Raw genomic sequence first — 22,731 nt, 5'->3', positions numbered from 1 at the left:
GATTAATCCTTATTTTTTAATAATGCGTCGCGTTCAACGCGAATAAGCAGTTTACCGCGCACCAGCAGCAAGAAGGTACGAACCAGCAGCAGGCCGACGATCAGATTGGTAAACAGAAACAGCGGGAACGCCAGAGTATGGAAAAAGCCGCCCGGATGCTGATGACCGAGATGCAGCCCGGTCGTCGCCAGCGCGGAGATGCCAAATGAGAAGCTCCAGAAAGAGGCGTTAAACGGCTGGCGTAGATACCATGGCATCAGCCGCAGCATAAACAGCAGCTGGAGCAGACCATAGCCGAACAGCAGCTTAGCGAAGGTATCCGTCTCGCCGCCGTTTACGCTCAGCCAGGCGCTGCACGCCACCAGCGCCGGCGCCAGCTGAATGCCGAGCGAAGTCCGCATCGCCGTCGGCAGTTCGCCATCGCTGCGCAGGCGCTGCAGGATAACCGGCTCCAGGCTTAGCCAGGAGAAGATCCCGGCGCCAAGAAACACCAGTCCGGCGTCGTTAAAGCCCAACGCGCCGCAGGCCATGGCGCTGATAAAGTTATTCGCCACCGTCGGTAGATAGAGACCCGGCGTAGTTGCCTCGCTGGGATGTTTCCCCCGCCATAATCCGGCGCTCTGCCATGCCGAATAGCTCAGCTGCAGCACCACCCCAATCGCGAATAATACCAGCGACAGCGGCCGCATCCAGGGAACAAAGCCGATGGCGACCAGCATGGTGGTCGCCGGAAACAGGCTGACAAAACTGCTGGCCACCGGATGTCGCATCTCCTGCAGTACGCTGTGCGGGAAACGGACCGCCCGGGTAATAAATGCCAGCGCCAGCAGTAGCCAGATGAGCGTAGCCGCGATCACCAGGGCGTCACCGACGACCCGGCTCACCGGCCAGATGGTGCTGGCGTAGCGCCAGGCGAAGCCCATGCCGATAATGCCCAGTACCATACCAAAATAGCCCGCCGGAAGATTCAGCACCCGGCTCGCGCGCTGCGTTTTATTCATTTTGTTTGAAATTTAAAATTATATTAAGTTGCATTTTAAAGGAACCTTCAAAAACGCGCTACGGAGTTTTTTGCTATGTTTATGTTAACCATACGTAATGAGATAGTCAGATGCGCAAATATTACCTCAGCGAGAAGGTTCGCCAGTTTCACTATGAGGCCGACGGCAACAAACATAGCGTAAATCTGCGGCAAATTGTCGCCTTACGTGATTTCGCTGACGTAAAAAGCGGTGATGAAGGCGGCTGGCTGGACGATGAAGCAGCCCTTAGCCACGAGGGCGCGTGCTGGATTTATGATCCTAATAGCGCCGTATTTGCCGGGGCAAAAATTGAGGGCAATGCGCGCTTAACCGGCGAGTGCATTATCAGCCATGGGGCCATCGTCAACGGTAACGCTTGTCTGGATAGCGCCGCAGTGAGCCATAATGCGCAAATAGGTGACAACGTCACCGTTTCACACTCGCACATTCGCGGGTGCTGCCACCTGGCCGACCACGCGCGGATCCTCCCCCACTGTTTAATTATCGCCGCTCAAGGTCTGACTGCCGACAACGATAAAATCCTGCGCATTTATCAGCGGGCCACGGTCAGCGCATCGCGCGTCGTTCACCAGGCACAAATTTACGGCGATGCGTTTGTCGAACACGCTTTTGTCGAGCACCGGGCGGAAATTTTCGATCATGCGCGGCTGGAAGGTAATGAAGAGAACGACGTCTGGGTCTGCGATAACGCTCGTGTTTATGGCCATGCGAGGATTATCGCCGGGCGGGAAGAAGACGCTATCCCGACCCTGCGCTACAGTTCGCAGGTGGCGGAGCACGCTGTGGTCGAAGGCAACTGCCTGCTGAAGCATCGGGTGATGGTAGGCGGCCATGCGCACCTGCGGGGCGGGCCGATTCTGCTGGACGATAGTGTGTTAATTGAAGGCCATACGGTGATTTGCGGCGATGTGGTGATCGAGCATCAAGTCACTATCGGCGATGAAGCACGCATCGAAGCCAGCGCGGGAGACGCCATTTCTATCCGGGGCGCGAAGGTCATTAACGGCGACGAACATTATACCCGTACGCCCATTGTCGGCTTTCTTTAACCTTTACGCCAGGCAGCGGGGTTTTCAGCCTCAGGCCCCTGCGCTCTGTTCCCGGTGGCGGCGCTCTACGCGCCTTGCCCGGGCTACCTGGCCGTGCGTCCTGTCGCCCGGGTAAATCGTCAGCCGCGACCCGGGAATTGCCCGGTGCTATCATCGATAATGCGTCCGTAGATATTCTGATCATCATACGAACCGTTGAGATACTCAGCCTGCCTAAGGCACCCTTCGAGGCTAAAACCGTTACGCAGGGCCACCTGATTGCTTTTGTGGTTCGCCACCCGACACTTAATCACAAAGCGGCGGACCGTACCGCTGCGGGCAAAATAGTCCATCAGCGCCTGCAGAGCCTGCGAAAGCAGCCCCTGCCCCTGATGGCTTTCATCAATCCAGTAGCCAATGTAAGCGGTCTTGTTGATTGGCTCTATCTGATTGAACGACAGTACGCCGACAATCTCCTCCTGCAGAAAGAGCAAAAACATCTTGGCATAGCCGCGCTGGTGGAGCATCACGTTGCCCTGCACGTGGCGGCGGGTCTCCTCTTCGTGAGTCACCTCAGCGGGCCAGCTCAGCGACTGGTGAAGCCAGCGCTGGTTTTTCATCACCAGCTGATGCAGTTCCGGCACGTGACGCTCGTCAACCGCGCGCAGGGAGAGAGAATCCGTAACGGGGATATGTTCGATAGCAGATCTGTTTTCGGCGGACATGGCGCACTCTGATTAACGATGTGATTAAAAAAATACGCGCCCGCGCGGTTACCCGGCGGGCGCAGTAACGGACACTTACCTCATTACCCGATCGTCGACATAGTTGCGTTTATCCGGCGGCGGCGGGAAGTACTGATAAAGCCAGGTCTCGCTGATAGCCTCCCCCTGGCAGCGCAGGAACATGCGCATCTCAACCGGGTCAGTCGAATCCGAAGTCGGATACCAGTCAAACTGAATGCGGTAGCCATCAAAGGGTTCAACGTAGAGGATTTCTATCTGTTTCGCTTCACCGCTCGACAGGGTAATGACCGGCTCGATGCCTTTAGGCGCAGCGGCCTTCAGGTCGCCGCCGACAAAATCGATAGCAAACCGACGGGTCCATTTATCCGGATAGTGTTCGCCCGGCGCCCAGCCTTCCGGGAAACCGCCCATCCCCGTCCGCGTTGCCATCACCCGCGCCAGCGGCGAGCGTACCGGCGGCTGCGCGCTCCAGTAGAGACGATAACGGAAGTCCAGTTCATCCCCGGCTTTCACCGGCTTCTCCGGCTGCCAGAAGCAGACGATGTTATCCAGCGTTTCGCCAGTGGTCGGGATCTCCATCAGGTTGACGGCCCCCTTGCCCCACTGGTTACGCGGTTCGACCCACAGACTCGGGCGCTTGTTGTACCAGCCCATAATATCCTGATAGTGGGAGAAGTCGCGATCCAGCTGCAGCAGGCCAAAACCGCGCGGATTCTTATCCTGGAAAGCGTTGAACTGCAGCTTTTGCGGGTTATTCAGCGGGCGACAAACCCACTCGCCGTTGCCCAGCCACATCGACAGACGGTCAGAGTCGTGAATTTGCGGATGGATGGTGTCACACATTCGCCGTTCGTTATTACCGCAGCTGAACATACTGGTCATCGGCGCGATGCCCAGCTGCTTGATGTCTTTGCGCGCATAGATATGGTTTTCCACATCCATGATCACCTGCGTCTCCTGACAGTTAACGATGAACTTATAGGCGCCGGTGACGCTTGGGCTGTCGAGCAGCGCATAGACGGTAAATACCGTGGCTCCCGGTTTAACGGTCTCAAACCAGAAAGAGGTGAAGTCAGGAAACTCTTCTGGCGTATCGGTAAAGGTATCGATCGCCAGGCCGCGGGCGGAAAGACCGTACTGGTAAGTGCTGTCCACCGCGCGGAAGTAGCTGGCGCCAAGGAACGCGACGATGTCGCGACGCGCCAGTTCAGGGGCCTTAAATACGCGAAAACCGGCAAAACCCAGGTCGCTCTGGCCCACCAGCTGTTTGGTGTCGACGCCGGCATCATTGTATTTAAACAGTTCAGGCCGGAAGTGTATTTCACGTGCCTGTTGAGTTTGTGAATCCAGCGAGAACATTCTCACGCGGCGGCGGAACCCCATTCCCACGTGAAAAAACTGGATATCCAGCTTGCGCTCTTCAATGTTGCTCCACAGGGAGTGCGCGGCGTCATACTGAATGCTGTTGTAGGCCTGCGGCGTCAGGGTTGCCAGGGTTGGCGGCAGATCGCGAGGCGCGCCGCCCCATGGCTGACGGGCAAGATCGTGGGCCATCGACTGGAGGACACTATAATCAAAACGGCGCGTTTGCCCATCGGCAATTCCCGAATCTTCGGCGAATGCGGCTTTAGAAAATAGAGAGGCGACTCCTGACGTTCCGCATACGGCGGCAACAGCCATGGAAGATTTGAGAAAACGTCTGCGGTTCATGCCTGAGAGAGCATCCTTCTTCATATGTGAATTGAGACGCGACGTAACAAACCCATGCGTCGTGAATGTCGCTCACTCTAGACAAAAACGATTGATAATCCAATTGTTGAGGGCAGAAATCAGGTGAAAAAAATATGTCCACCGGACCAGACCGAATTGCCGATAGCCAGGGGCGGCGATGATTTCGCCAACCGGCGGCGTTTGCTGCTTAATTCAGCGACAGTGAAGAGAAAGAGGAAGCGGCCAGCCGAGCGCCGGCCGCAGAGAAGCTTATTTTTGATTCAGAAGATTAAAGCTGGTCATCAGGTTGCGATAATCCGGGATATGGTTGGAGAACAGCGTGCCCAGCCCTTCGATATCATTACGCCAGTCGCGATGCAGTTCGCAGGCAACGCCAAACCACGACATCAGTTGCACGCCAGCCTGCGACATCCGATCCCAGGCCGCATCGCGGGTAATCGGGTTAAAGGTGCCGGAAGCGTCGGTCACCACAAATACATCAAACCCCTCTTCAATAGCCGATAGCGCCGGAAAAGCCACGCACACTTCCGTCACCACCCCGGCAATGATCAGCTGCTTCTTGCCCGTCGCTTTCACTGCCTTAACGAAATCTTCGTTATCCCAGGCGTTAATATTACCCGGGCGCGCAATATAGGGGGCATCCGGGAATTGCTCTTTCAGCTCAGGCACCAGCGGACCATTAGGGCCGTTTTCGAAGCTGGTGGTCAGGATGGTCGGCAGACCGAAATACTTCGCCAGGTCGCCAAGGGCAAGGACGTTGTTCTTGAATTTATCAGGATCAATATCGCGCACCAGTGAAAGCAATCCGGTCTGGTGATCGACCAGCAGCACGGCGGCATCATTTTTATCCAGACGAACATACGGTTTGGCCATGGTTTCTTCCTCATTTTAACGTCAGATTTTCCGTCAGAACGCCGGTTCTGCGGAGATGGTGTTAATAAGGCTGATCATAGTGTAATCACTGGCTGAGGATTAGCCGCCGAAAGTGGGACGCATTGTCCCATTTGCAGAACGCCACCCGGCTAGCGGAGATTTTGTGAATAATGTTAATCCAGCGTCACATGATGCTTCATGACCCGCCGAAACAGCGCCAGACGCGCGCGCATAAAGCGGTTCTCCACCTTAAAGCCGGCCCGTTTGTGCAGCCCGATTCGCAGCAGGCGATCCCGTCCGCGCACGCTGGCGGGCCAGCGTACCGGCCCTGAGAGTTCATGACAGTCATTGCCGGCGAAGCGAGCGAAGTTCGCCCAATAGTCGGCGACCCGGGCGGCAAAGTCTCTGTCGCGATCGTTGGCATAATTTCGTACCGGCTCGGCAAGGTCGAGATTGTCAAAAACGTATGCGACTTCATTACCGTGCCACGCGCCGTGCGGATAGGTCTGGTGTTCCGCCTCGGCCACGTAGTCAAACCAGTAGCGCCAGCACGGTTGCCCTACTCGCTGCTGAGCCTGCATCACCACATAGCCCAGAGTGGTAAAGGCCATATCCCGGCAAACTTCGCGCCCCAGCGCTTCATCTCCCTTCACGCCGGGATAGAGCAATTTAATTAGACCCAGACCGAAACGGCGTTCACGGCGAAGCTTCTGGATCTGCCCGGCGATATCGACGCCAAACACCGCCATGACGCTCGCCTCATCGCTGTTCGAACCGATCATCACCGGCAGGGGATGCTGGCGTCCGCTAAAAAAAGTCTCCAGCATCGGCTGCGGCAGCACGGCATCGCCAACCACGGGCGCCGGGCCGATGGTCAACGGCGCAGTCAACGACCAGAACGCTTGCGCCGGAATCGCCCGCAGCTGTTCGGCGCTGGCCTGCGGCAAAGAAAAGTGTTCCGCAATAAGCTGCCCCTTCGCCAGCGCCTTCTCTCGCGGCAGATCGGGCAAGGTATAGCCGCTCTGGATTATCGCTTTATGGAACAAGCCTCTGGACTTAGGCGAAACCATCAGCGACAGCACGCTGCGCGCGCCGGCGGATTCGCCGAACAGCGTCACGGTAGCCGCATCGCCGCCAAAGGCGTGAATGTTCTCCTGCACCCACTGCAGGGCGGCGATCTGATCGAGTAGCGCGAAGTTATAGATACGCTCGCCGTCTTCCCCTTCCAGCGCCGGATGGGCAAAAAAGCCCAGATGCCCGAGCCGGTAGTTGACCGTCACCACTACCACGCCGCGAGAAGCTAAGGCTTTGCCGTCATAGGGCGGCAAACTTCCCGCGCCGATGGTATAGCCCCCGCCGTGCAGCCAGACCATAACCGGCAGCGGCTGCGATCGGGCGGCGGGCGACCAGACATTAAGGTAGAGGCAATCTTCGGAAAAGCTGCCGGGATCGCCGCCGCCGAGCTCGCGGCAGTATTCAATATCCTGCCAGCTGGAGGCCGAGAAGGTCTCTGCCCGGCGCACGCCCTGCCAGCGGGCAGCAGGCTGCGGCGAGCGCCAGCGAAGATCGCCGACGGGCGGCGCGGCATAAGGAATACCGCGCCAGATATGAATGTTCTCTTCAGAGGTGCCGGATAGTATCCCCTGCCGGGTTTTCACCAGCGGGGTGGACGGATTCTGCATGACCTGCTTCCTTTAACGACTCATGCCAGCAGAGTACTGATTTTACAGCAGACCGCAACGTCGTTTGCTGCGCTCTTCCGCCTGCTGATAGAGGCTGAACTCGTCATAAACCGCACAGCCCAGCGCCTCCTCAAAGGCCTCCCGGCTGGCGTTGCCGTGGCTGCGGGTCTGCACCTCGTTGCTCAGATTCGACTGAAATATCCCGGCGGCGCTTACCGGTAAAAAGTCTTCATAAATAATCGGTTGCGCAATCACCCAGCCGCGTTCGATCAGCGGCTGCGGATCGTCTCCGGGGCGAAACGCCTGACGATGGGCTTCTCCGGCAGGGGTCAGGCGGTAGCGGAAGTATGCCAGTCCCTGCTGACGCAGCAGGAATTCGCTGTCCGGAAACGCGCTAAACACCTCCTGCAGATGACGCTGATGGTTGAGGTTATCCTTGCCCACCCCCGCCTCGCCCAGAAGACGATCGTAGAGCGCGCGGCCTTTCGGCGTCAGGGCAATCCCGCGCTGCTCGATTTCACCAAAGCGAGCGGTATGCGTGCCTTTATGCTCTCCGGCAAACATCACCGGCTCCTCGAGAGCCTTAAAGCTGGTCTGGCGCAGTAAAATAGGCACTTCGCGGCGCGGCGGCCCTTCTATCAACGCCTTCGGGGCGATGCCGCATTCAGGCATCAGCGCCTGTACCCGATCGATATCCAGGGTGCGCGGAGTCAGATGATTGATGTGGCAGCCGGGGAAACAGACGACATCGGCAATCAGCCGGTGCTCATCGTGCAGCGCATGATAGGTTTCTTCATCGACGAGGGTCTGTCGATGCCAGCGAAAGGTTTCCAGCGCCTGTTCGACGAACTCCCGGGCCTCTGCGGCGGTGAATTCTCCTTTCTGTTCATAAAGCGCAATCAGTTCACGACAGCGTGGGGTGAAGATATCGCGCCCGGAAAGGATTTGTGCCGCCCGCTTACGCAACGCCTCATTAGCGATAAGCTCAAGGCGCAGAAGCGAAGTAAAAATACGAAACGGGTTGCGCGCCAGCGCGGCGTCATCAACGGGACGAAACGCGGTGGAGTGAACCGGCACGCCAGCCTGCGACAGATCGTAATAACTAACGGGATACATTCCCATAATGGCAAACATGCGACGCAAGGTCGCCAGTTCCTCCGCCGTACCAACGCGGATCGCGCCGTGGCGTTCAACGTTCAGCCGCGCCAGTTCATCGGCGTTAGCCAGTTGTTCATGCAGCTTCGGGTTATTCTCCAGAATAGCCAGGTTAACGTCGGCCACCAGCTCCAGTAGCGTCCCGTACTGCGGAACTTCCTGCTGGTACATCGCCGACATCGCCTGCGAAAAGCACTCCCGAATCTCATCAGCCGTGATGGTGTTCGCCATGATGTCTTACCTCCAGTGAATTCTCCCTGGAGTGTAGAAAAGCTGTCTGAAGACGGTGGGAAGAATTTACAAACTGTGATGCCGGTAGCTGCCCGTTTAATTTCGCCTGAACACTTCATAACCAGTAGTTATGTTAAACACCCTTTAATTTCACTTTAAATTAACAAAACATTTACACACACTGCTTGTGGCGACATAACAACGATATGCCTCTCTACCGATAAAACGGAGTACCCTGATGAACGACAAATGGTCACCGCGCGAGGTTCTGCATCGCGACTATAGCAGCCATCCTCCGGCTTACGCGCCGGGCTATAAAACCAGCGTTCTGCGCTCGCCGCGCAATGCGCTTATCTCCCTACAGAATTCACTTTCGGAAATCACCGGGCCGGTTTTCAGTAGCGACGATCTCGGCGCGCTCGATAACGACCTGATCCTGAATTACGCCAAAGACGGCCTGCCGATTGGCGAGCGGATTATTGTGCACGGCTACGTACGCGATGGATTCGGTCGGCCGATGAAAAATACGCTGGTCGAAGTCTGGCAGGCCAACGCTGGCGGACGCTACCGACATAAAAAGGATCAATATCTGGCGCCGATCGACCCGAACTTTGGCGGCTGTGGACGCGTGCTGACCGACGAGAACGGCTATTATTGTTTTCGCACCATCAAACCCGGTCCCTACCCGTGGCGCAACCAGGTAAGCGACTGGCGCCCGGCGCATATTCACTTCTCTCTCTCCGGAGACGCCTGGGCACAGCGTTTAATTACGCAGATGTATTTTGAAGGCGATCCGCTGATCAAACAGTGTCCTATCGTCAAAACCATCAATAACGACGATGCCATCAGGACGCTGATCGCCGAGCTGGATACCCATGCCGCCGTACCGCTGGACTCGCTGGCTTACCGTTTTGATCTCGTGCTGCGCGGCCACCGCGCCACGCTGTTTGAAAACCGCACGCAGGGGGCCGCCCGATGAGAGATTTTTTACCCGAAACCGCTTCACAAACCGCCGGTCCTTATGTGCATATCGGCCTGGCGCCGGACGCCGCCGGATTTCATATCTTTGAGAATAACTTTGGCCCAACGCTGACGACCCCTGCGACCGAGGGTGAGCGCATTACCATTGAAGGCAGAGTCATCGATGGCTCCGGAACGCCGGTGCGCGATGTGCTACTGGAAATCTGGCAGGCCAACGCCGCCGGGCGCTACAATCACCCGGACGATCGGCAGCAAAACAAAAAGCTGGATGCGGAGTTTCGCGGCTGGGGGCGCAGCTGCTCGGACTTTACCAGCGGTATCTGGCGCTTCGAAACCATTAAACCCGGCGCCGTAGTGGGCCGAGATGGCCGCGTAATGGCCCCTCACGTCAATTTATGGGTGGTGGCGCGCGGAATAAACATTGGCCTTAATACGCGGATGTACTTCTCCGACGAGCAGGACGCTAATCAGGCCGATCCGGTGCTCAATCTGATTGAGTGGGAAGTTCGCCGTCAGACCCTCATCGGGCAGCGCGAAGTGCGCGGTACGGAAATCGTTTATCGCTTCGATATTCACTTACAGGGCAACAACGAAACCGTGTTCTTCGATATCTAAATTTGCCCGTTCCTTCTCCGCCTCTGCCAGCCAGAGGCGGCGCTTTTCCACAATCTCAACAAAATCAACTTGTAAAATAATAATATAAAATGTTAATAATATTTTGCTATGAAGTTAACAAATTTAAACACCCTTACTTGTCACCGGTCAGCCTCAGTTCTTAACATTGATTATGCAAAAAAATGGTCTTTTCAGTCAGCGCATTCGCTTGCGCCATCTACATACCTTCGTGGCCGTCGCTCAACAGGGAACTCTTGGGCGCGCGGCTGAAACCTTAAACCTTAGCCAACCGGCTTTGTCCAAAACCCTGAATGAACTGGAGCAGCTTACCGGTACGCGGCTGTTTGAGCGCGGACGCCTTGGTGCTCAGCTCACGCTGGTCGGGGAACAGTTTCTTACCCATGCGGTGAAAGTGCTGGACGCGCTCAATACCGCCGGGCAAGCGCTGAATCGTAAAGAAGGCCTCAGCAACGACATCGTGCGTATCGGAGCGCTGCCAACCGCTGCGCTGGGGATTCTGCCCTCGGTGATTGGCCAGTTTCACCAGCAGCAAAAGGATATCACCCTGCAGGTCGCGACCATGAATAACACCATGCTGCTGGCGGGCCTGAAATCGGGAGAAATCGATATCGGCATCGGAAGAATGTCCGATCCGGAGTTGATGAGCGGTCTGAACTATGAGCTGCTGTTTCTTGAATCGCTGAAGCTGGTGGTTCGTCCGGGGCACCCGCTGCTGCAAGAAACCGTTACCCTGAGCCGGGTGATGGAGTGGCCGGTGGTGGTATCGCCAAAAGGCACACTGCCGCGACAGAATGCGGAAGCCCTGCTGCAAAGCCAGGGCTGTAAAATTCCCACTGGCTGCATCGAAACGCTGTCGGCCTCGCTCTCGCGCCAGCTCACCGTCGATTACGACTACGTGTGGTTCGTCCCCTCCGGCGCGGTGAAGGACGATCTGCGCCGTGGACTGCTCGCCGCGCTGCCCATACCCACTCAGGGCGCTGGCGAACCTATCGGTATTCTGACCCGCGTGGATGCCACCCTCACCGCCGGTAGCCAAACGTTGCTGAGCGCCATTCGCAAATCTATGCCGGTCTGACCGGCGTCTTCCGCTTTTCTCCCGGCGCCGCCCCTCCAGCCGCCGGGGAAACGCAGCCTCTTTTTCCAGCGATTCGCTAACGTCATTCATCACAATAATCAATTAGTGCGAAATCATTCATTAACAATTGCGCAAATTTATTTAACAGATCTATCATAGCCACGATTTCACCAAATGGTTCACTCGAAATCAATAACAGCAAAAAACCCGCTTTTATGAAGGTCATTGACGCTTCATTCAAAAGAGTTAACTTGAAAAATTGATTCATCTGGTTCACGCCTGTTCAGGGGTGGTTAAGGAGACAAAAATGGCAACTGGCAACGTGCCGCGAGGGTTCCCACGGATCCTGCAGTGGCTTCTCGCCGGACTGATGCTGATCATCGGTCTGGCTATCGGTATTCTTGGTGCAAAGCTCGCCTCGGTCGGCGGGACGTTCTATTTTGCGATTATGGGCCTGGTGATGGTGATCGCCTCAGCGCTCATTTTCCGCAACCGTCGCGGCGGCATACTGCTGTATGGGCTGGCGTTTATCGTCTCGATCGTCTGGGCGATTAGCGACGCGGGCTGGACTTACTGGCCGCTGTTCTCGCGCCTGTTCGCGCTCGGCGTGCTGGCCTTCCTGTGCGCGCTGGTGTGGCCGTTCCTTTCCCGCCAGCCTGCGAAAAAAGGGCCCGCGTTTGGCCTGGCAGCGGTGTTGGCAGTGGTCCTGTTGGCAAGTTTCGGCTGGATGTTCAAATCTCAGCCTCTGGTCAGCGCCAGCGAGGCGGTGCCGGTTAAACCGGTCGCCGCCGGCGAGCAGCAGAAGAACTGGGCGCACTGGGGCAACACCACCCACGGCGATCGCTTCGCCGCCCTCGACCAGATTAACAAACAGAACGTGAACCAGCTGCAGGTCGCCTGGATCGCCCATACCGGCGATATCCCGCAGAGCAACGGCTCCGGCGCGGAAGACCAGAATACGCCGCTGCAGATTGGCGATACGCTTTACGTCTGTACGCCCTACAGCAAAGTACTGGCGCTGGATGTCGATAGCGGTAAAGAGAAGTGGCGCTATGATTCAAAAGCCACCGCGCCGAACTGGCAGCGCTGCCGTGGTTTAGGCTATTACGAAGACAGCCAGGCCCAGGTGTCCTCTGCCGCCGATACGCAGCCGGCCGCCTGCTCCCGCCGTCTGTTCCTGCCAACTACCGACGCCCGTCTGATCGCCATTGATGCCGATAACGGTAAACTGTGCGACGCATTCGGCGACCACGGTATCGTTGACCTTAGCGTGGGGATGGGGGAAATCAAAGCAGGTTACTACCAGCAAACCTCTACGCCGCTGGTGGCGGGTAACGTCGTCGTGGTTGGCGGTCGCGTGGCGGATAACTTCTCCACCGGCGAGCCTCCGGGCGTGGTTCGCGCCTATGATGTTCACACCGGCAAGCTGGCGTGGGCATGGGATCCGGGCAACCCGAACCTGACCGGTGAACCGCCTGCAGGGCAAACCTACACCCGCGGTACACCGAACGTCTGGTCGGCCATGTCCTATGACGCGAAGCTGAATCTGATTTACCTGCCTACCGGTAACGCTACCCCAGACTTCTTTGGCGGCGAACGTACCGCGCTGGACGATAAATACAGCTCTTCCATCGTGGCCGTTGATGCGACGACCGGACAGGTACGCTGGCATTATCAGACCACCCACCACGATCTCTGGGACTTCGACCTGCCTTCGCAGCCTCTGCTGTACGATCTTCCTGACGGTAAAGGCGGCACCACCCCGGTACTGGTGCAAACCAGTAAACAGGGCATGATCTTTATGCTCAATCGCGCCACCGGTGAACCAGTCGCCAAAGTTGAGGAACGCCCTGTCCCTGCGGGCAACGTCAAAGGCGAGCGCTACTCCCCGACCCAGCCCTATTCCGTTGGCATGCCGATGATCGGCAACGAGACGCTGACAGAGTCGGATATGTGGGGCGCGACGCCTGTCGACCTGTTGCTGTGCCGCATTCAGTTTAAAGAGATGCGCCATCAGGGTGTCTTCACCCCTCCGGGCGAAGATCGTTCGCTGCAGTATCCTGGCTCGCTGGGCGGGATGAACTGGGGCAGCGTGTCGGTTGACCCGAATAATAGCCTGATGTTCGTCAACGATATGCGCCTTGGCCTCGCCAACTATATGGTTCCGCGCGCCAACGTGGCGAAAGACGCCAGCGGTATCGAAATGGGGATAGTGCCGATGGAAGGCACCCCGTTCGGCGCCATGCGCGAGCGCTTCCTGTCGCCGCTGGGCATTCCTTGCCAGAAACCGCCGTTCGGCACGATGTCAGCGGTCGATCTGAAAACCGGCAAGCTGGTGTGGCAGGTTCCGGTTGGCACCGTAGAGGACACCGGTCCGCTGGGGATCCGCATGCATATGCCGATCCCTATCGGCATGCCGACGCTGGGCGCTTCGCTTGCTACCCAGTCCGGCCTGCTGTTCTTCGCGGGTACCCAGGACTTCTACCTGCGCGCGTTTGATACCGCCAACGGTAAAGAGATCTGGAAGTCGCGTCTGCCGGTCGGCAGCCAGTCCGGCCCGATGACCTATGTCTCGCCGAAAACCGGTAAGCAGTACATCATCATCAATGCGGGCGGCGCTCGCCAGTCCCCGGACCGCGGCGATTATATTATTGCCTACGCGCTCCCGGAGCAGGAGTAATCCTCAGGGCCCCAGCCGGGGCCCTTTTTACTGGCGAAGTACCTTTCCTGGATATTGCCCGGTGGCGTAAACGCCTTACTGTGCCTACCAGCGGTGGTTATCCACGGTGTTGCAGGTCGGGTCAGGCGCCAGCCGCTACCCGACATCACGACATCACGACATCACGACATCACGACATCACGACAGCGAAATTGTCTTCTCATCTCCCTGAACGCGCCATTTTCATTCAGTCATGTTATTATTGCGAATGGTTATCAATAATAAAAACTGAACAAGGATAATGGATGAAAAGTTCAACCTGCCGCCTGCTCGCAGCCACCGTTTTGGCGTTAGCCGCTGCCTCCGCACAGGCGCTGAAGGCCCCGGAAGTGGACCTGCGCGATCCGACGATCTGGGAAGAGAAAACGGCCAACCCGCTCACCGCTGACCAGCCGCCCTGCGAGGTTTTTAGCGGCCCGCACTGCGCGGTCTGGGAAGATGAAAAATCAGATATTCAGCGAGAACGGGAGCGTCGGGAACAGCGGCGGTGGCATAGCGGTTATGAAAATTTGCGGCGAGAATAGCGTATATTCAGAAATAACCCGGGCAAGCCCGGGTTATGTTTGGACTGAAAAATCAGTTATCACCGAAATGGATGACGGTACGAATTGATTTCCCTTCGTGCATCAGGTCAAAAGCTTCGTTGATTCGATCCAGCGGCATACGGTGGGTAATAAACGGGTCGAGGCGAATTTTGCCCGCCATCGCGTCTTCCACCATGCCCGGCAGCTGAGTGCGTCCCTTGACGCCGCCGAAGGCGGAGCCGCGCCAGACGCGCCCGGTAACCAGCTGGAATGGCCGCGTTTTGATCTCCTGGCCTGCGCCAGCAACGCCAATAATCACGCTTTCGCCCCAGCCTTTATGGCAGCATTCGAGCGCTGCGCGCATCACGTTCACGTTACCGATACACTCGAAGCTAAAGTCGACGCCGCCGTCGGTCAGCTCAACAATCACATCCTGAATCGGCTTATCGTAGTCATTTGGGTTGATAAAGTCGGTGGCGCCCATTTCTTTGGCGAGGGTGAATTTTTCCGGGTTAGTATCCACCGCCAGAATGCGCCCGGCTTTCGCCTGTACCGCACCCTGAATCACCGCCAGACCAATGCCGCCAAGCCCGAAAACGGCGACGGTATCGCCCTCTTTCACTTTCGCCGTGTTGTGCACCGCGCCGATGCCGGTCGTGACGCCGCAGCCCAGCAGGCAGACTTTGTCCAGCGGCGCCTGCGGGTTTACTTTGGCCAGCGAAATTTCGGCCACTACGGTGTATTCGCTAAAGGTGCTGGTCCCCATGTAGTGGTAGATTGGTTCACCGTTATAAGAGAAACGGGTAGTGCCGTCCGGCATCAGGCCTTTACCCTGGGTAGCACGAACCGCCTGACAGAGGTTGGTTTTGCCTGATTTACAGAATTTACATTCGCCGCATTCGGCGGTGTAGAGCGGAATAACGTGGTCGCCCGGCTGCAGGCTGGTTACGCCTTCGCCAACCTCGACGACAATACCGCCGCCTTCATGACCCAGCACCGCCGGGAAGACGCCTTCCGGATCGTCGCCGGAGAGGGTGAAAGCATCGGTATGGCATACGCCGGTATGGGTGATCTTCACCAGCACTTCGCCCTTTTTCGGCGGCGCGACGTCAATCTCAACGATTGAAAGCGGCTGGCCTGGGCCAAACGCGACGGCTGCACGTGATTTCATATCTCTCTTCCTCGTGGTGATTTTATTTTAAATAGGATCGTAGCAGATGCCCGACTTCCGCCATTCTGGCGGCGCGCTGGTCTGGCGTCGTTTCTCCGCTAACCAGTTCGTCCTGCAGATGAATCTCAACCATCTCCCCCATCAGGCCGTTAGCGGCGCCGCGAATAGAGGCAATCTGTTGCAGAATGGTCATACAGGGTTCGCCAGATTCCAGCGCCCGCTCGAGCGCTTCAACCTGGCCGCGGATGCGCCTTACCCGGCTGAGGGCACGCTTTTTATCTTCAGGTGAATGTGGCATGGTGTCGCCCTCCATATCATATAGGGGGGTATACTATATTTATTATTGCCATGAGGCAAATGGCTTCGCCGCTTTAACCGTAGCATAGCGGCGAGAATTTGCGCTCAGTCGAGGCTAAGGATCATCGATTCACAGCGTAAGTCGGCGTTCGCCATGTTCGAATGCCAGCGCTTTTCGCCGGTTGAAGTGAATCCCAGGCGCAGATAAAAACCGGCCGCGTTTGGCGTTGCATCGAGGGTAATGTGCCTGAACTTGCGTTGTTTCGCCTCCCCGATAATCGCCGCCATAATCATGCTGGCGCAGCCTTTACCCTCCCAGGTCGGCAAAGTAAATATGGCTTCAACGCTACCCGCTTTGATATCCAGATAGCCGCTGGCGACTGGCTTGCCCTGCCCATCATCAACAACAAAAAATGGATTATCGCGCACCGCATGGCGATAACCTTCAGGCATGTTGTCGGGAGCCCAGGCCTGGAGGACTTCCGCAGCATAGCTTTCACGGCAGCCGTGGCGAATCGCCTGATTACGAACTTCCCAAAGGGCCGGAGCCTCTTCTGCGATGGCAAGTCTGACTTTCATACCCTTCCCCTTTTTTTATTGTTGATAACATTTTTATCACAATTAAAATAAAGAGCGACAAAAAACCCGCCGAAGCGGGTTTAGCGGGGTTTAACGCTTACGCGGCATCATCCGCAGCAGCGTGTTATCTTTCCAGAAATAATGGTGCATCAGCGCCGCCAGCGCGTGCAGGCCGATAATAAAGTAGCCGGTATTGGCCAGCAGCTCATGCCACGCTTTCAGATTATCCACCAGTTCAAAGTCGCTTTCCGCTGCGTGCGGCATGGTCAGACCAAAAGCGAACCACGGGTTGCCGCGATAGTACATCATGACCATGCCGATGATCGGCAGCGCGATAAACAGCAGATAGATCACCAGATGCCCGAGATGCGCGAAGCCGGTCATCATCGGCGATGGTTTGGGGACTATCGGCGGCGCCGGTGATTTCAGGCGCACGATCAGGCGCGCCACCATCAGAACAAAGATAGAAATACCGCACGAGACGTGAATCATATTAATGGCAGGCCGCGCGCTGCGCGGGAAAAAGCCCCGCAGCTCCATCGCCGCGTACGCGCCAATCACTAATAAAAAAACCAGCCAGTGGATGCCTATCTGCAGGCCAGAGTATTTATCGCGCATGGAAAACCCTTAAAAAGATGGTGATGGAGTCAACATAACCACCTTTTATTAAAAATTCATTAACTTTTACGTACTTATAAAAAAACAATTGCCCTACTCCGGCATTTGATGCAAAAGCAGAGATCGCGCCTGCGCGAGGAACTTATTCTGTCGCCTTGACGCTGTATATAATTACAGTACAATACTGGCTGTCATCAAAATAACCGGGATAACGCATGTTTGTAGAACTGATTTATGACAAAAGAAATTTCGAGGGATTGGCCGGCGCTAAAGAGATCATTCTTAATGAACTGACGAAGCGAGTTCACCGCATTTTTCCCGATGCCGACGTCCGCGTAAAACCGATGATGACTTTAGCTTCGATTAATACCGACGCCAGCAAGCACGAGAAGGAGCAGATCAGCCGCGCCGTGCAGGAAATGTTTGAAGAAGCCGATATGTGGATGCAGGAAGATTAACCGGGTTCCGGTAGATTTCGAATCGCGGTCTATGCCTTCTTAACCGCGAAGCCACTTGCGGGAATATTGACGAATAAGGCCTCAGGGAATCATGAACACATTTAGCATCATAGCTATCCCATTCTTTGCCGCAGCTATTGTTCTTCTGGCCTTAGCCGCGAGCCGAAAGAACCGAACCTGTTATATCGTTGGCGGCGTGTTAATGGCTTCATCCGTGGTTAACGCAGTGATTGGCATGGCGCTGTAGAGTCAGGTGGTAAAATGAGTTTTGTCTGGTATATGACGCTGATATGCATTTTTTTAGCCTGGCTAATGATGACTTTGCTCCCGGTGTAATCCCGGGTTTTCTGATACCCGGGCTTCGTTTATCTCTTTATCGGGGTTTATATCCCCTTTCGCACCAGCGTTGCCGCTTTTTTAAAAATCTCGTCCTCGACGCCATCTCCCTTCTGCCTGCCTAACCGCATCAGTTCCTCAACAATACTTTCCCGATTAATTGGCTTCTGGTCAGACACCAGGCCAATGACCGCTGCGCCAATCGCAAGCCCGATCAGCCCCGTTTGCTCGTCTTTGTTGTTCATCGTTCCGCTCCGTTATGCCCGCCAAAAGTTTAGCAGCCGCAACCGCGTCTGCAACCTGCAGCATCCGCAACCATAGTGTACAAAGTCAAAGACCTGCAGAAGCATAACGCGCGGACGAATGGTCAGGAAATGGCCTTCGCTGACCGCTAAAAAGTGTGATGTTGATCAAAAACAAAAAAACGCCAGCCTCAGAGGCGTATTTGTATTACGTCCGTTGCCGGGAGTAAGCCTGGTGGTTAAGCGGAGTTTTATTTGCAGATTATTAAGAGGAGAAATAGCCATGATCACTTACGATCGTAACCGCAACCCTATTACTAACGGTAGTCAGGTAATGATTAACGGGACGGGTAAAACCGGTAAAATTGTTGCTATACATGCCAATGGTCTTACTCCTGCCCAGCTGCGTCGTAATAAGACAGTAGAAGTTGAAGGCGCTGAAGGCAAATTCGAGCCCGTTGAATTGATCCGTCTTGGACTCCACTAAGATTGCGCAAGCTGCGGCGATCACCCGCCTGAACCGCAGGGGATGCCGCAGACGCCCGGCAGACGACGCCGGGCGACACGCCTACCGGCGCTCTGCGCCATGGCTCGTTTTAGCCTGATACATCCGCCGGTCGGCCACTGCAACGATGTCATTGAGACTATGGTGCTCATGGGGATCGTATTCAACGCAGCCCCATGAGAACGCCAGCTGCCACGGATTACCCGCTTGCTGATTATACTCGGCAACATTCTGGCTAAGCTGCTCCATCGCCTTGTTCGCGGCCTGCTGGGCGGTATTGGCAAGCAGGATGATAAACTCATCGCCGCCCTGTCTGGCAATTAAATCCGACTCTCTGAAGGTAGACTTCATCACATCGGCGATTGCCGTCAGGGCTTTATCCCCTTGCTCATGGCCCCAGGTATCGTTAATCAGCTTAAAGCGATCGAGGTCGATAAACACCAGGCTCGCCGGTTCACTTCGCCGTCTGGCTGTTAACAGCGCATACTCCGCTAACGACAAAAATCCCCTCCGGTTAAATAACCCCGTCAGTTCGTCGGCGGTCGCCGCATCCAGCACCTTGAATTCATCTTCTACAATGGCGGCCAGGTCACTCAATATCTGAATTTCATGTCCGGAAAAAGCGCGCGGCTTATGATCCATAAGGCAGAACGAACCTACCGTCGCGCCGTCAGGTAGCTGAACCGGATACCCGGCATAAAAGCGAATAAACGGCGCTTCCGTCACCAGCGGGTTATCGTGAAAGCGCATATCCTGCTGCAGGTCGTTGACGATCAAAGGATCGGTTTGCAGAATGGTGTGCGCGCAGAAGGTGATATCCCTCGGCAGCGTATCCACATCAAGTCCGGCGCAGGATTTAACATGCAGGGTGTTCTCCCCGACGAGGCTAATCGACGCCACCGGCAGATCGTAGAGCGTACGCGCCAGCCTGGTCAGGCGATCGAAGCGCTCTTCTTTTCCGCTATTCAGTAACCCGGATGCCCGCAGCGATTGCAGACGACGCAGTTCATCTGGATGAGGTCCGGCTAATTTCAATTTGTCTCTCTTATCTTTTATGGATGAGCGGCGCAGCGCGTAGAGTCAATGCGCGCCTTGATTGTTAACACAGATTTTACATTTCTGATATCATGAGTTAAGCATATATCGCTGACTCGTCAAACCCGCCATCAGATGCCCTCCGGCGCCGCCCACTCCCGCAGCGTGTCTTTCAGCCACTGGCTTGCGCCGCGCTGACCGCTGCGCTTATGGGAATAGATTTTCACTTCAAATGGCGGCACCTCAAACGGCAGTTCAAAAATCTTCAACCCGGCGGTTGCGAGCATCTTTTCAGCAGCCGAGCGCGGCATCGCCATCAACAGTTCACTTTGTGCAACAATAAACGGTGCGCTCAGCATTGAGGGGGTTTTGATGGTGATATGTCGCGTGAAGCCCATTTTCGCCAGCTGCACATCGAGAACCCCCTGGCTTTCATTCCACGGAGTGACCACCAGATGCTGGGCCGCCAGATAATCCGCCAGCGTGAGTCTGTTCCGCCTTTCGTTACTCATCGCAACATAGTCATCCTGCAGCCAGCGAATCTCATCCAGTTCCGGATGTTCCGCTTCATTGAGCGCGCTGAAACCCAACGCCAGGTCCACCTCTCCGGCCAGCAGTTCCGTCAGCGCCGGACTATGCGGCAGATAACGCAGTTCGAAACGCAAACCCGGCGCCTGGTGGTGAAGTCTGGACATCACGGTTGGAAAAACGCACTGCGCGGTGAAATCCGTGATCGCGATCTGTAGGCAGTCGGTACTGGCGGAAGCGACAAACTTTGGCTGCGGGGTGAGCTCCTGATTTAAAAACTTTAACGCAGATGATATCGACGGCGCGAGCTGGGTCGCATATACGCTGGGGCACATGCGGTGACCCTCACGATAAAAAAGCGGATCGTTAAGCGCCGCGCGCAGTCTGGATAGCGCGTGGCTTAACGCCGATGTGCTCATTGCTAACTCTTCCGCCGCAAGGCGGACCGAGCGATAGCGGTAGACCGCCTCGAATACCGGCAGCAGGTTTAAATCAAGACGGCGAAGGGCGGGATGCATAATATTCATCATTCAGTGATTTCATTGCACTTAATTCTTCTAACCTTAACGTTTATGCTTTGCGGTATCAAACTCACGACGGCACAACAGGTAATTCAATGAATATGACCATTCGTCAGGCCAGCCCGGCGGACGCAAAAGCAATTTATGACATGATTTATGAGCTCGCAGTGTATGAAAAAGCGCCGGAGCAGGTGGTCACCACGGTCGAGGAGATCCAGGCCACCCTTTTCGCCAGCGATAGCAAAACGGAAGCGCTGATCTGCGAGATAGAAAATAAGGTCGCTGGGTATGCGGTGTTCTTCACCAGCTATTCCACCTGGCTCGGACGCAATGGCATCTATATGGAAGACCTGTACGTCTCGCCCGAGTTTCGCGGCAACGGCGCGGGAAAAGCACTCTTGCGCACCATTGCTCAGCTAGCGGTTAAAAGAGAATGCGGCCGGTTAGAGTGGAGCGTGCTCGACTGGAACCAGCCGGCCATCGATTTTTATCTGAGCATTGGCGCGCTGCCGCAAAGTGAATGGGTGCGCTATCGTCTTGACGGCGCCGCGCTAGCCGCTTTCGCTGAATCAGGCGCTTTGGCCAGATAATCGCCATCGGCGGGTCTTTACGGGTCCGCCCTTTCCTTTTCTCTGCGCAGCCAATATGCCCGTGGCGTATAACGCTGAAACAAAAAATTATTAGCCGTTTCCGTCATACCCTCAACCTCCCGGATTTACACGCTTTTCCCGCTATATTTAGCGGCCACCTTTCTCGCGGCAAAAAATTCGCTGGTTGCCCTATCCTGACTGCTGGACTAAGCCTGGAGAAGTTTTCACATCACGATTCAACTGACCTGGAGATTCTTCATGAGCAAACTCGGGATTAATGGATTTGGGCGTATTGGACGGCTGGTGCTGCGCCGGTTACTGGAGGTTAATAGTTCCTTAGAGGTGGTCGCCATTAACGATCTCACCTCACCGAAAGTGCTGGCCTACCTGCTAAAGCACGACTCTAACTACGGACCTTTCCCCTGGAGCGTTGATTTTACTGAAGATGCGCTGATCGTTGATGGCAAAAAAATCACCGTTTATGCCGAAAAAGAGGCCCAGCATATTCCGTGGAAAGCGACGGGCGCTGAACTTATCGTGGAGTGTACCGGCTTTTACACCTCATCAGAGAAAGCGCAGGCGCATCTGACCGCCGGAGCCAAAAAAGTTCTGATCTCCGCGCCGGCGGGCGATATGAAGACCATCGTCTATCACGTTAACGACGATACGCTGGACGCCAACGATACGATAATTTCTGTAGCATCCTGCACCACCAACTGCCTGGCGCCGATGGCGAAAGTGCTGAATGACGCCTTTGGTATTAAAGTGGGAACCATGACCACGATTCACGCCTATACCGGCACCCAGTCGCTGGTTGATGGCCCGCGCGGCAAAGATTTACGCGCATCCCGCGCGGCGGCGGAAAATATCATTCCGCATACCACCGGGGCGGCGAAAGCTATCGGACTGGTCATCCCTGAACTTAGCGGCAAGCTGAAAGGCCACGCTCAGCGCGTGCCGACCAAAACCGGTTCGGTAACCGAACTGGTGTCGGTGCTGGAGAAAAAAGTGACCGCCGAGGAGGTTAATCAGGCGATGAGGGAGGCGGCGGCGAACAATGAGTCGTTTGGTTATACCGAAGAGGAGATCGTCTCCTCAGACGTTATCGGCAGCCATTTCGGTTCAATTTACGACGCCACCCAGCTGGAGATCGCAGAAGTTGGCGATCTCCAGCTCGTAAAAACCGTCGCCTGGTACGATAACGAATACGGTTTCGTGACCCAGCTGATTCGCGTGCTGGATAAATTCGCCAAATAACTCCCGGGGGCGGCGCAACGCGCCTTGCCCGGGCTACCGGACCGCAGACGGCTGGTAACCTCCAGCCCGGACAGATGCGCAGCATCGCCTCCGGGAATGTCTGCCACGTTCTGCACGTTTCTCCCGGGGGGCGGCGCAACGCGCCTTGCCCGGGCTACGAGACCGCAGAC

24 protein-coding genes are annotated in these 22,731 nt (G+C 56.0%); 10 read left to right on the top strand and 14 right to left on the bottom strand.

Going from position 1 to position 22,731, the window contains the following annotated elements; genetic code table 11:
- Positions 1 to 2: 2 nt before the first annotated feature.
- Entirely contained in the window at positions 3 to 1,001 is a 999-nt protein-coding gene (gene tehA / locus ACSIPU_RS00780; protein ID WP_032728183.1) for a dicarboxylate transporter/tellurite-resistance protein TehA, read from the bottom strand.
- 110 nt (positions 1,002 to 1,111) lie between these two features.
- Here tehA and ydcK point away from each other — a divergent pair, with 110 nt between their 5' ends.
- Positions 1,112 to 2,092, top strand: coding sequence for a YdcK family protein (gene ydcK, locus ACSIPU_RS00775; protein WP_023329642.1), 981 nt, complete (start codon positions 1,112 to 1,114; stop codon positions 2,090 to 2,092).
- A gap of 119 nt (positions 2,093 to 2,211) precedes the next feature.
- Here the strand turns inward: ydcK and rimL are convergent, their stop codons facing one another.
- The 5 genes from rimL to hglS form a co-directional block, all read right to left on the bottom strand.
- Entirely contained in the window at positions 2,212 to 2,796 is a 585-nt protein-coding gene (gene rimL / locus ACSIPU_RS00770; RefSeq protein WP_049101319.1) for a 50S ribosomal protein L7/L12-serine acetyltransferase, read from the bottom strand.
- A gap of 75 nt (positions 2,797 to 2,871) precedes the next feature.
- Positions 2,872 to 4,527, bottom strand: coding sequence for a glucan biosynthesis protein D (locus tag ACSIPU_RS00765; RefSeq protein WP_004101777.1), 1,656 nt, complete (start codon positions 4,525 to 4,527; stop codon positions 2,872 to 2,874).
- A 270-nt stretch (positions 4,528 to 4,797) separates the two neighbouring features.
- Entirely contained in the window at positions 4,798 to 5,421 is a 624-nt protein-coding gene (gene ycaC / locus ACSIPU_RS00760) for an isochorismate family cysteine hydrolase YcaC (RefSeq protein ID WP_004101775.1), read from the bottom strand.
- Between the two features lie 173 nt (positions 5,422 to 5,594).
- Complete coding sequence (locus tag ACSIPU_RS00755) at positions 5,595 to 7,103, bottom strand: carboxylesterase/lipase family protein (protein ID WP_004101774.1); 1,509 nt, start codon at positions 7,101 to 7,103, stop codon at positions 5,595 to 5,597.
- 42 nt (positions 7,104 to 7,145) lie between these two features.
- Positions 7,146 to 8,489, bottom strand: coding sequence for a 2-oxoadipate dioxygenase/decarboxylase HglS (gene hglS / locus ACSIPU_RS00750; protein ID WP_435321488.1), 1,344 nt, complete (start codon positions 8,487 to 8,489; stop codon positions 7,146 to 7,148).
- 238 nt (positions 8,490 to 8,727) lie between these two features.
- Here hglS and pcaH point away from each other — a divergent pair, with 238 nt between their 5' ends.
- From pcaH to ACSIPU_RS00735, 3 genes are all read left to right on the top strand, one after another.
- Positions 8,728 to 9,468, top strand: a complete 741-nt coding sequence (pcaH, locus tag ACSIPU_RS00745) for a protocatechuate 3,4-dioxygenase subunit beta (protein ID WP_004850552.1) — start codon at positions 8,728 to 8,730, stop codon at positions 9,466 to 9,468.
- Positions 9,465 to 10,085: a protocatechuate 3,4-dioxygenase subunit alpha gene (gene pcaG, locus ACSIPU_RS00740; RefSeq protein WP_123829626.1), complete on the top strand. Its 621-nt coding sequence runs from the start codon at positions 9,465 to 9,467 to the stop codon at positions 10,083 to 10,085. The genes pcaH and pcaG overlap by 4 nt, the downstream gene beginning before the upstream one ends.
- 172 nt (positions 10,086 to 10,257) lie before the next feature.
- Positions 10,258 to 11,181 (top strand): LysR substrate-binding domain-containing protein, encoded by a 924-nt coding sequence (locus tag ACSIPU_RS00735; protein WP_004101757.1) that lies wholly within the window; start codon positions 10,258 to 10,260, stop codon positions 11,179 to 11,181.
- Positions 11,182 to 11,263: 82 nt separating this feature from the next.
- Here the strand turns inward: ACSIPU_RS00735 and ACSIPU_RS00730 are convergent, their stop codons facing one another.
- Positions 11,264 to 11,449: a hypothetical protein gene (locus ACSIPU_RS00730; protein WP_047719878.1), complete on the bottom strand. Its 186-nt coding sequence runs from the start codon at positions 11,447 to 11,449 to the stop codon at positions 11,264 to 11,266.
- Positions 11,450 to 11,488: 39 nt separating this feature from the next.
- On the opposite strand from ACSIPU_RS00730, the gene ACSIPU_RS00725 reads away from it, so the two are divergent.
- Together ACSIPU_RS00725 and ACSIPU_RS00720 are read left to right on the top strand one after the other, a co-directional pair.
- Positions 11,489 to 13,861, top strand: a complete 2,373-nt coding sequence (locus ACSIPU_RS00725) for a membrane-bound PQQ-dependent dehydrogenase, glucose/quinate/shikimate family (RefSeq protein WP_196558107.1) — start codon at positions 11,489 to 11,491, stop codon at positions 13,859 to 13,861.
- Between the two features lie 284 nt (positions 13,862 to 14,145).
- Positions 14,146 to 14,424 carry a hypothetical protein gene (locus tag ACSIPU_RS00720; RefSeq protein WP_049094146.1) on the top strand — a complete coding sequence of 93 codons (279 nt, stop codon included), beginning with the start codon at positions 14,146 to 14,148 and terminating at the stop codon, positions 14,422 to 14,424.
- A 52-nt stretch (positions 14,425 to 14,476) separates the two neighbouring features.
- On the opposite strand, the gene ACSIPU_RS00715 is transcribed toward ACSIPU_RS00720, so the two are convergent.
- The 4 genes from ACSIPU_RS00715 to cybB all read right to left on the bottom strand — a co-directional run bounded on the left by ACSIPU_RS00715 (position 14,477) and on the right by cybB (position 17,089).
- The gene (locus ACSIPU_RS00715) at positions 14,477 to 15,595 is read right to left on the bottom strand and encodes an S-(hydroxymethyl)glutathione dehydrogenase/class III alcohol dehydrogenase (protein WP_004101749.1); all 1,119 of its coding nucleotides are present in this window, start codon (positions 15,593 to 15,595) and stop codon (positions 14,477 to 14,479) included.
- 22 nt (positions 15,596 to 15,617) lie between these two features.
- The gene (locus tag ACSIPU_RS00710) at positions 15,618 to 15,893 is read right to left on the bottom strand and encodes a metal/formaldehyde-sensitive transcriptional repressor (protein ID WP_004101746.1); all 276 of its coding nucleotides are present in this window, start codon (positions 15,891 to 15,893) and stop codon (positions 15,618 to 15,620) included.
- A gap of 104 nt (positions 15,894 to 15,997) precedes the next feature.
- Positions 15,998 to 16,471, bottom strand: coding sequence for a GNAT family N-acetyltransferase (locus ACSIPU_RS00705; RefSeq protein ID WP_049094291.1), 474 nt, complete (start codon positions 16,469 to 16,471; stop codon positions 15,998 to 16,000).
- A gap of 90 nt (positions 16,472 to 16,561) precedes the next feature.
- Complete coding sequence (gene cybB, locus ACSIPU_RS00700) at positions 16,562 to 17,089, bottom strand: cytochrome b561 (protein WP_004101740.1); 528 nt, start codon at positions 17,087 to 17,089, stop codon at positions 16,562 to 16,564.
- A gap of 215 nt (positions 17,090 to 17,304) precedes the next feature.
- Between cybB and ACSIPU_RS00695 the strand changes: the two genes are divergently transcribed.
- A complete protein-coding gene (locus ACSIPU_RS00695) occupies positions 17,305 to 17,547 on the top strand; it encodes a DinI family protein (RefSeq protein WP_004101739.1) in 243 nt (80 codons plus the stop codon).
- Positions 17,548 to 17,930: 383 nt separating this feature from the next.
- Here the strand turns inward: ACSIPU_RS00695 and ACSIPU_RS00690 are convergent, their stop codons facing one another.
- Complete coding sequence (locus ACSIPU_RS00690) at positions 17,931 to 18,128, bottom strand: hypothetical protein (protein WP_004101732.1); 198 nt, start codon at positions 18,126 to 18,128, stop codon at positions 17,931 to 17,933.
- Positions 18,129 to 18,408: 280 nt separating this feature from the next.
- Between ACSIPU_RS00690 and ydfZ the strand changes: the two genes are divergently transcribed.
- The gene (ydfZ, locus tag ACSIPU_RS00685) at positions 18,409 to 18,612 is read left to right on the top strand and encodes a putative selenium delivery protein YdfZ (RefSeq protein WP_004101729.1); all 204 of its coding nucleotides are present in this window, start codon (positions 18,409 to 18,411) and stop codon (positions 18,610 to 18,612) included.
- Between the two features lie 81 nt (positions 18,613 to 18,693).
- Here the strand turns inward: ydfZ and ACSIPU_RS00680 are convergent, their stop codons facing one another.
- Positions 18,694 to 19,665, bottom strand: a complete 972-nt coding sequence (locus ACSIPU_RS00680; RefSeq protein WP_004101728.1) for a GGDEF domain-containing protein — start codon at positions 19,663 to 19,665, stop codon at positions 18,694 to 18,696.
- 131 nt (positions 19,666 to 19,796) lie between these two features.
- Entirely contained in the window at positions 19,797 to 20,723 is a 927-nt protein-coding gene (locus ACSIPU_RS00675; protein ID WP_196558106.1) for a LysR family transcriptional regulator, read from the bottom strand.
- An 86-nt stretch (positions 20,724 to 20,809) separates the two neighbouring features.
- Between ACSIPU_RS00675 and ACSIPU_RS00670 the strand changes: the two genes are divergently transcribed.
- Positions 20,810 to 21,304, top strand: a complete 495-nt coding sequence (locus ACSIPU_RS00670; protein ID WP_004101724.1) for a GNAT family N-acetyltransferase — start codon at positions 20,810 to 20,812, stop codon at positions 21,302 to 21,304.
- Positions 21,305 to 21,562: 258 nt separating this feature from the next.
- Positions 21,563 to 22,561 carry a type I glyceraldehyde-3-phosphate dehydrogenase gene (gene gap / locus ACSIPU_RS00665; RefSeq protein WP_004112702.1) on the top strand — a complete coding sequence of 333 codons (999 nt, stop codon included), beginning with the start codon at positions 21,563 to 21,565 and terminating at the stop codon, positions 22,559 to 22,561.
- Positions 22,562 to 22,731 lie beyond the last annotated feature (170 nt).

The sequence above is a fragment of the Klebsiella sp. HN106 genome (genome assembly GCF_051209435.1).
In the GTDB taxonomy this organism is placed as follows: Bacteria; Pseudomonadota; Gammaproteobacteria; order Enterobacterales; family Enterobacteriaceae; genus Klebsiella; species Klebsiella oxytoca.
The sequence above is the reverse complement of the archived record's forward strand: the minus strand, read 5'-3'. Positions and strand labels throughout refer to the sequence as shown.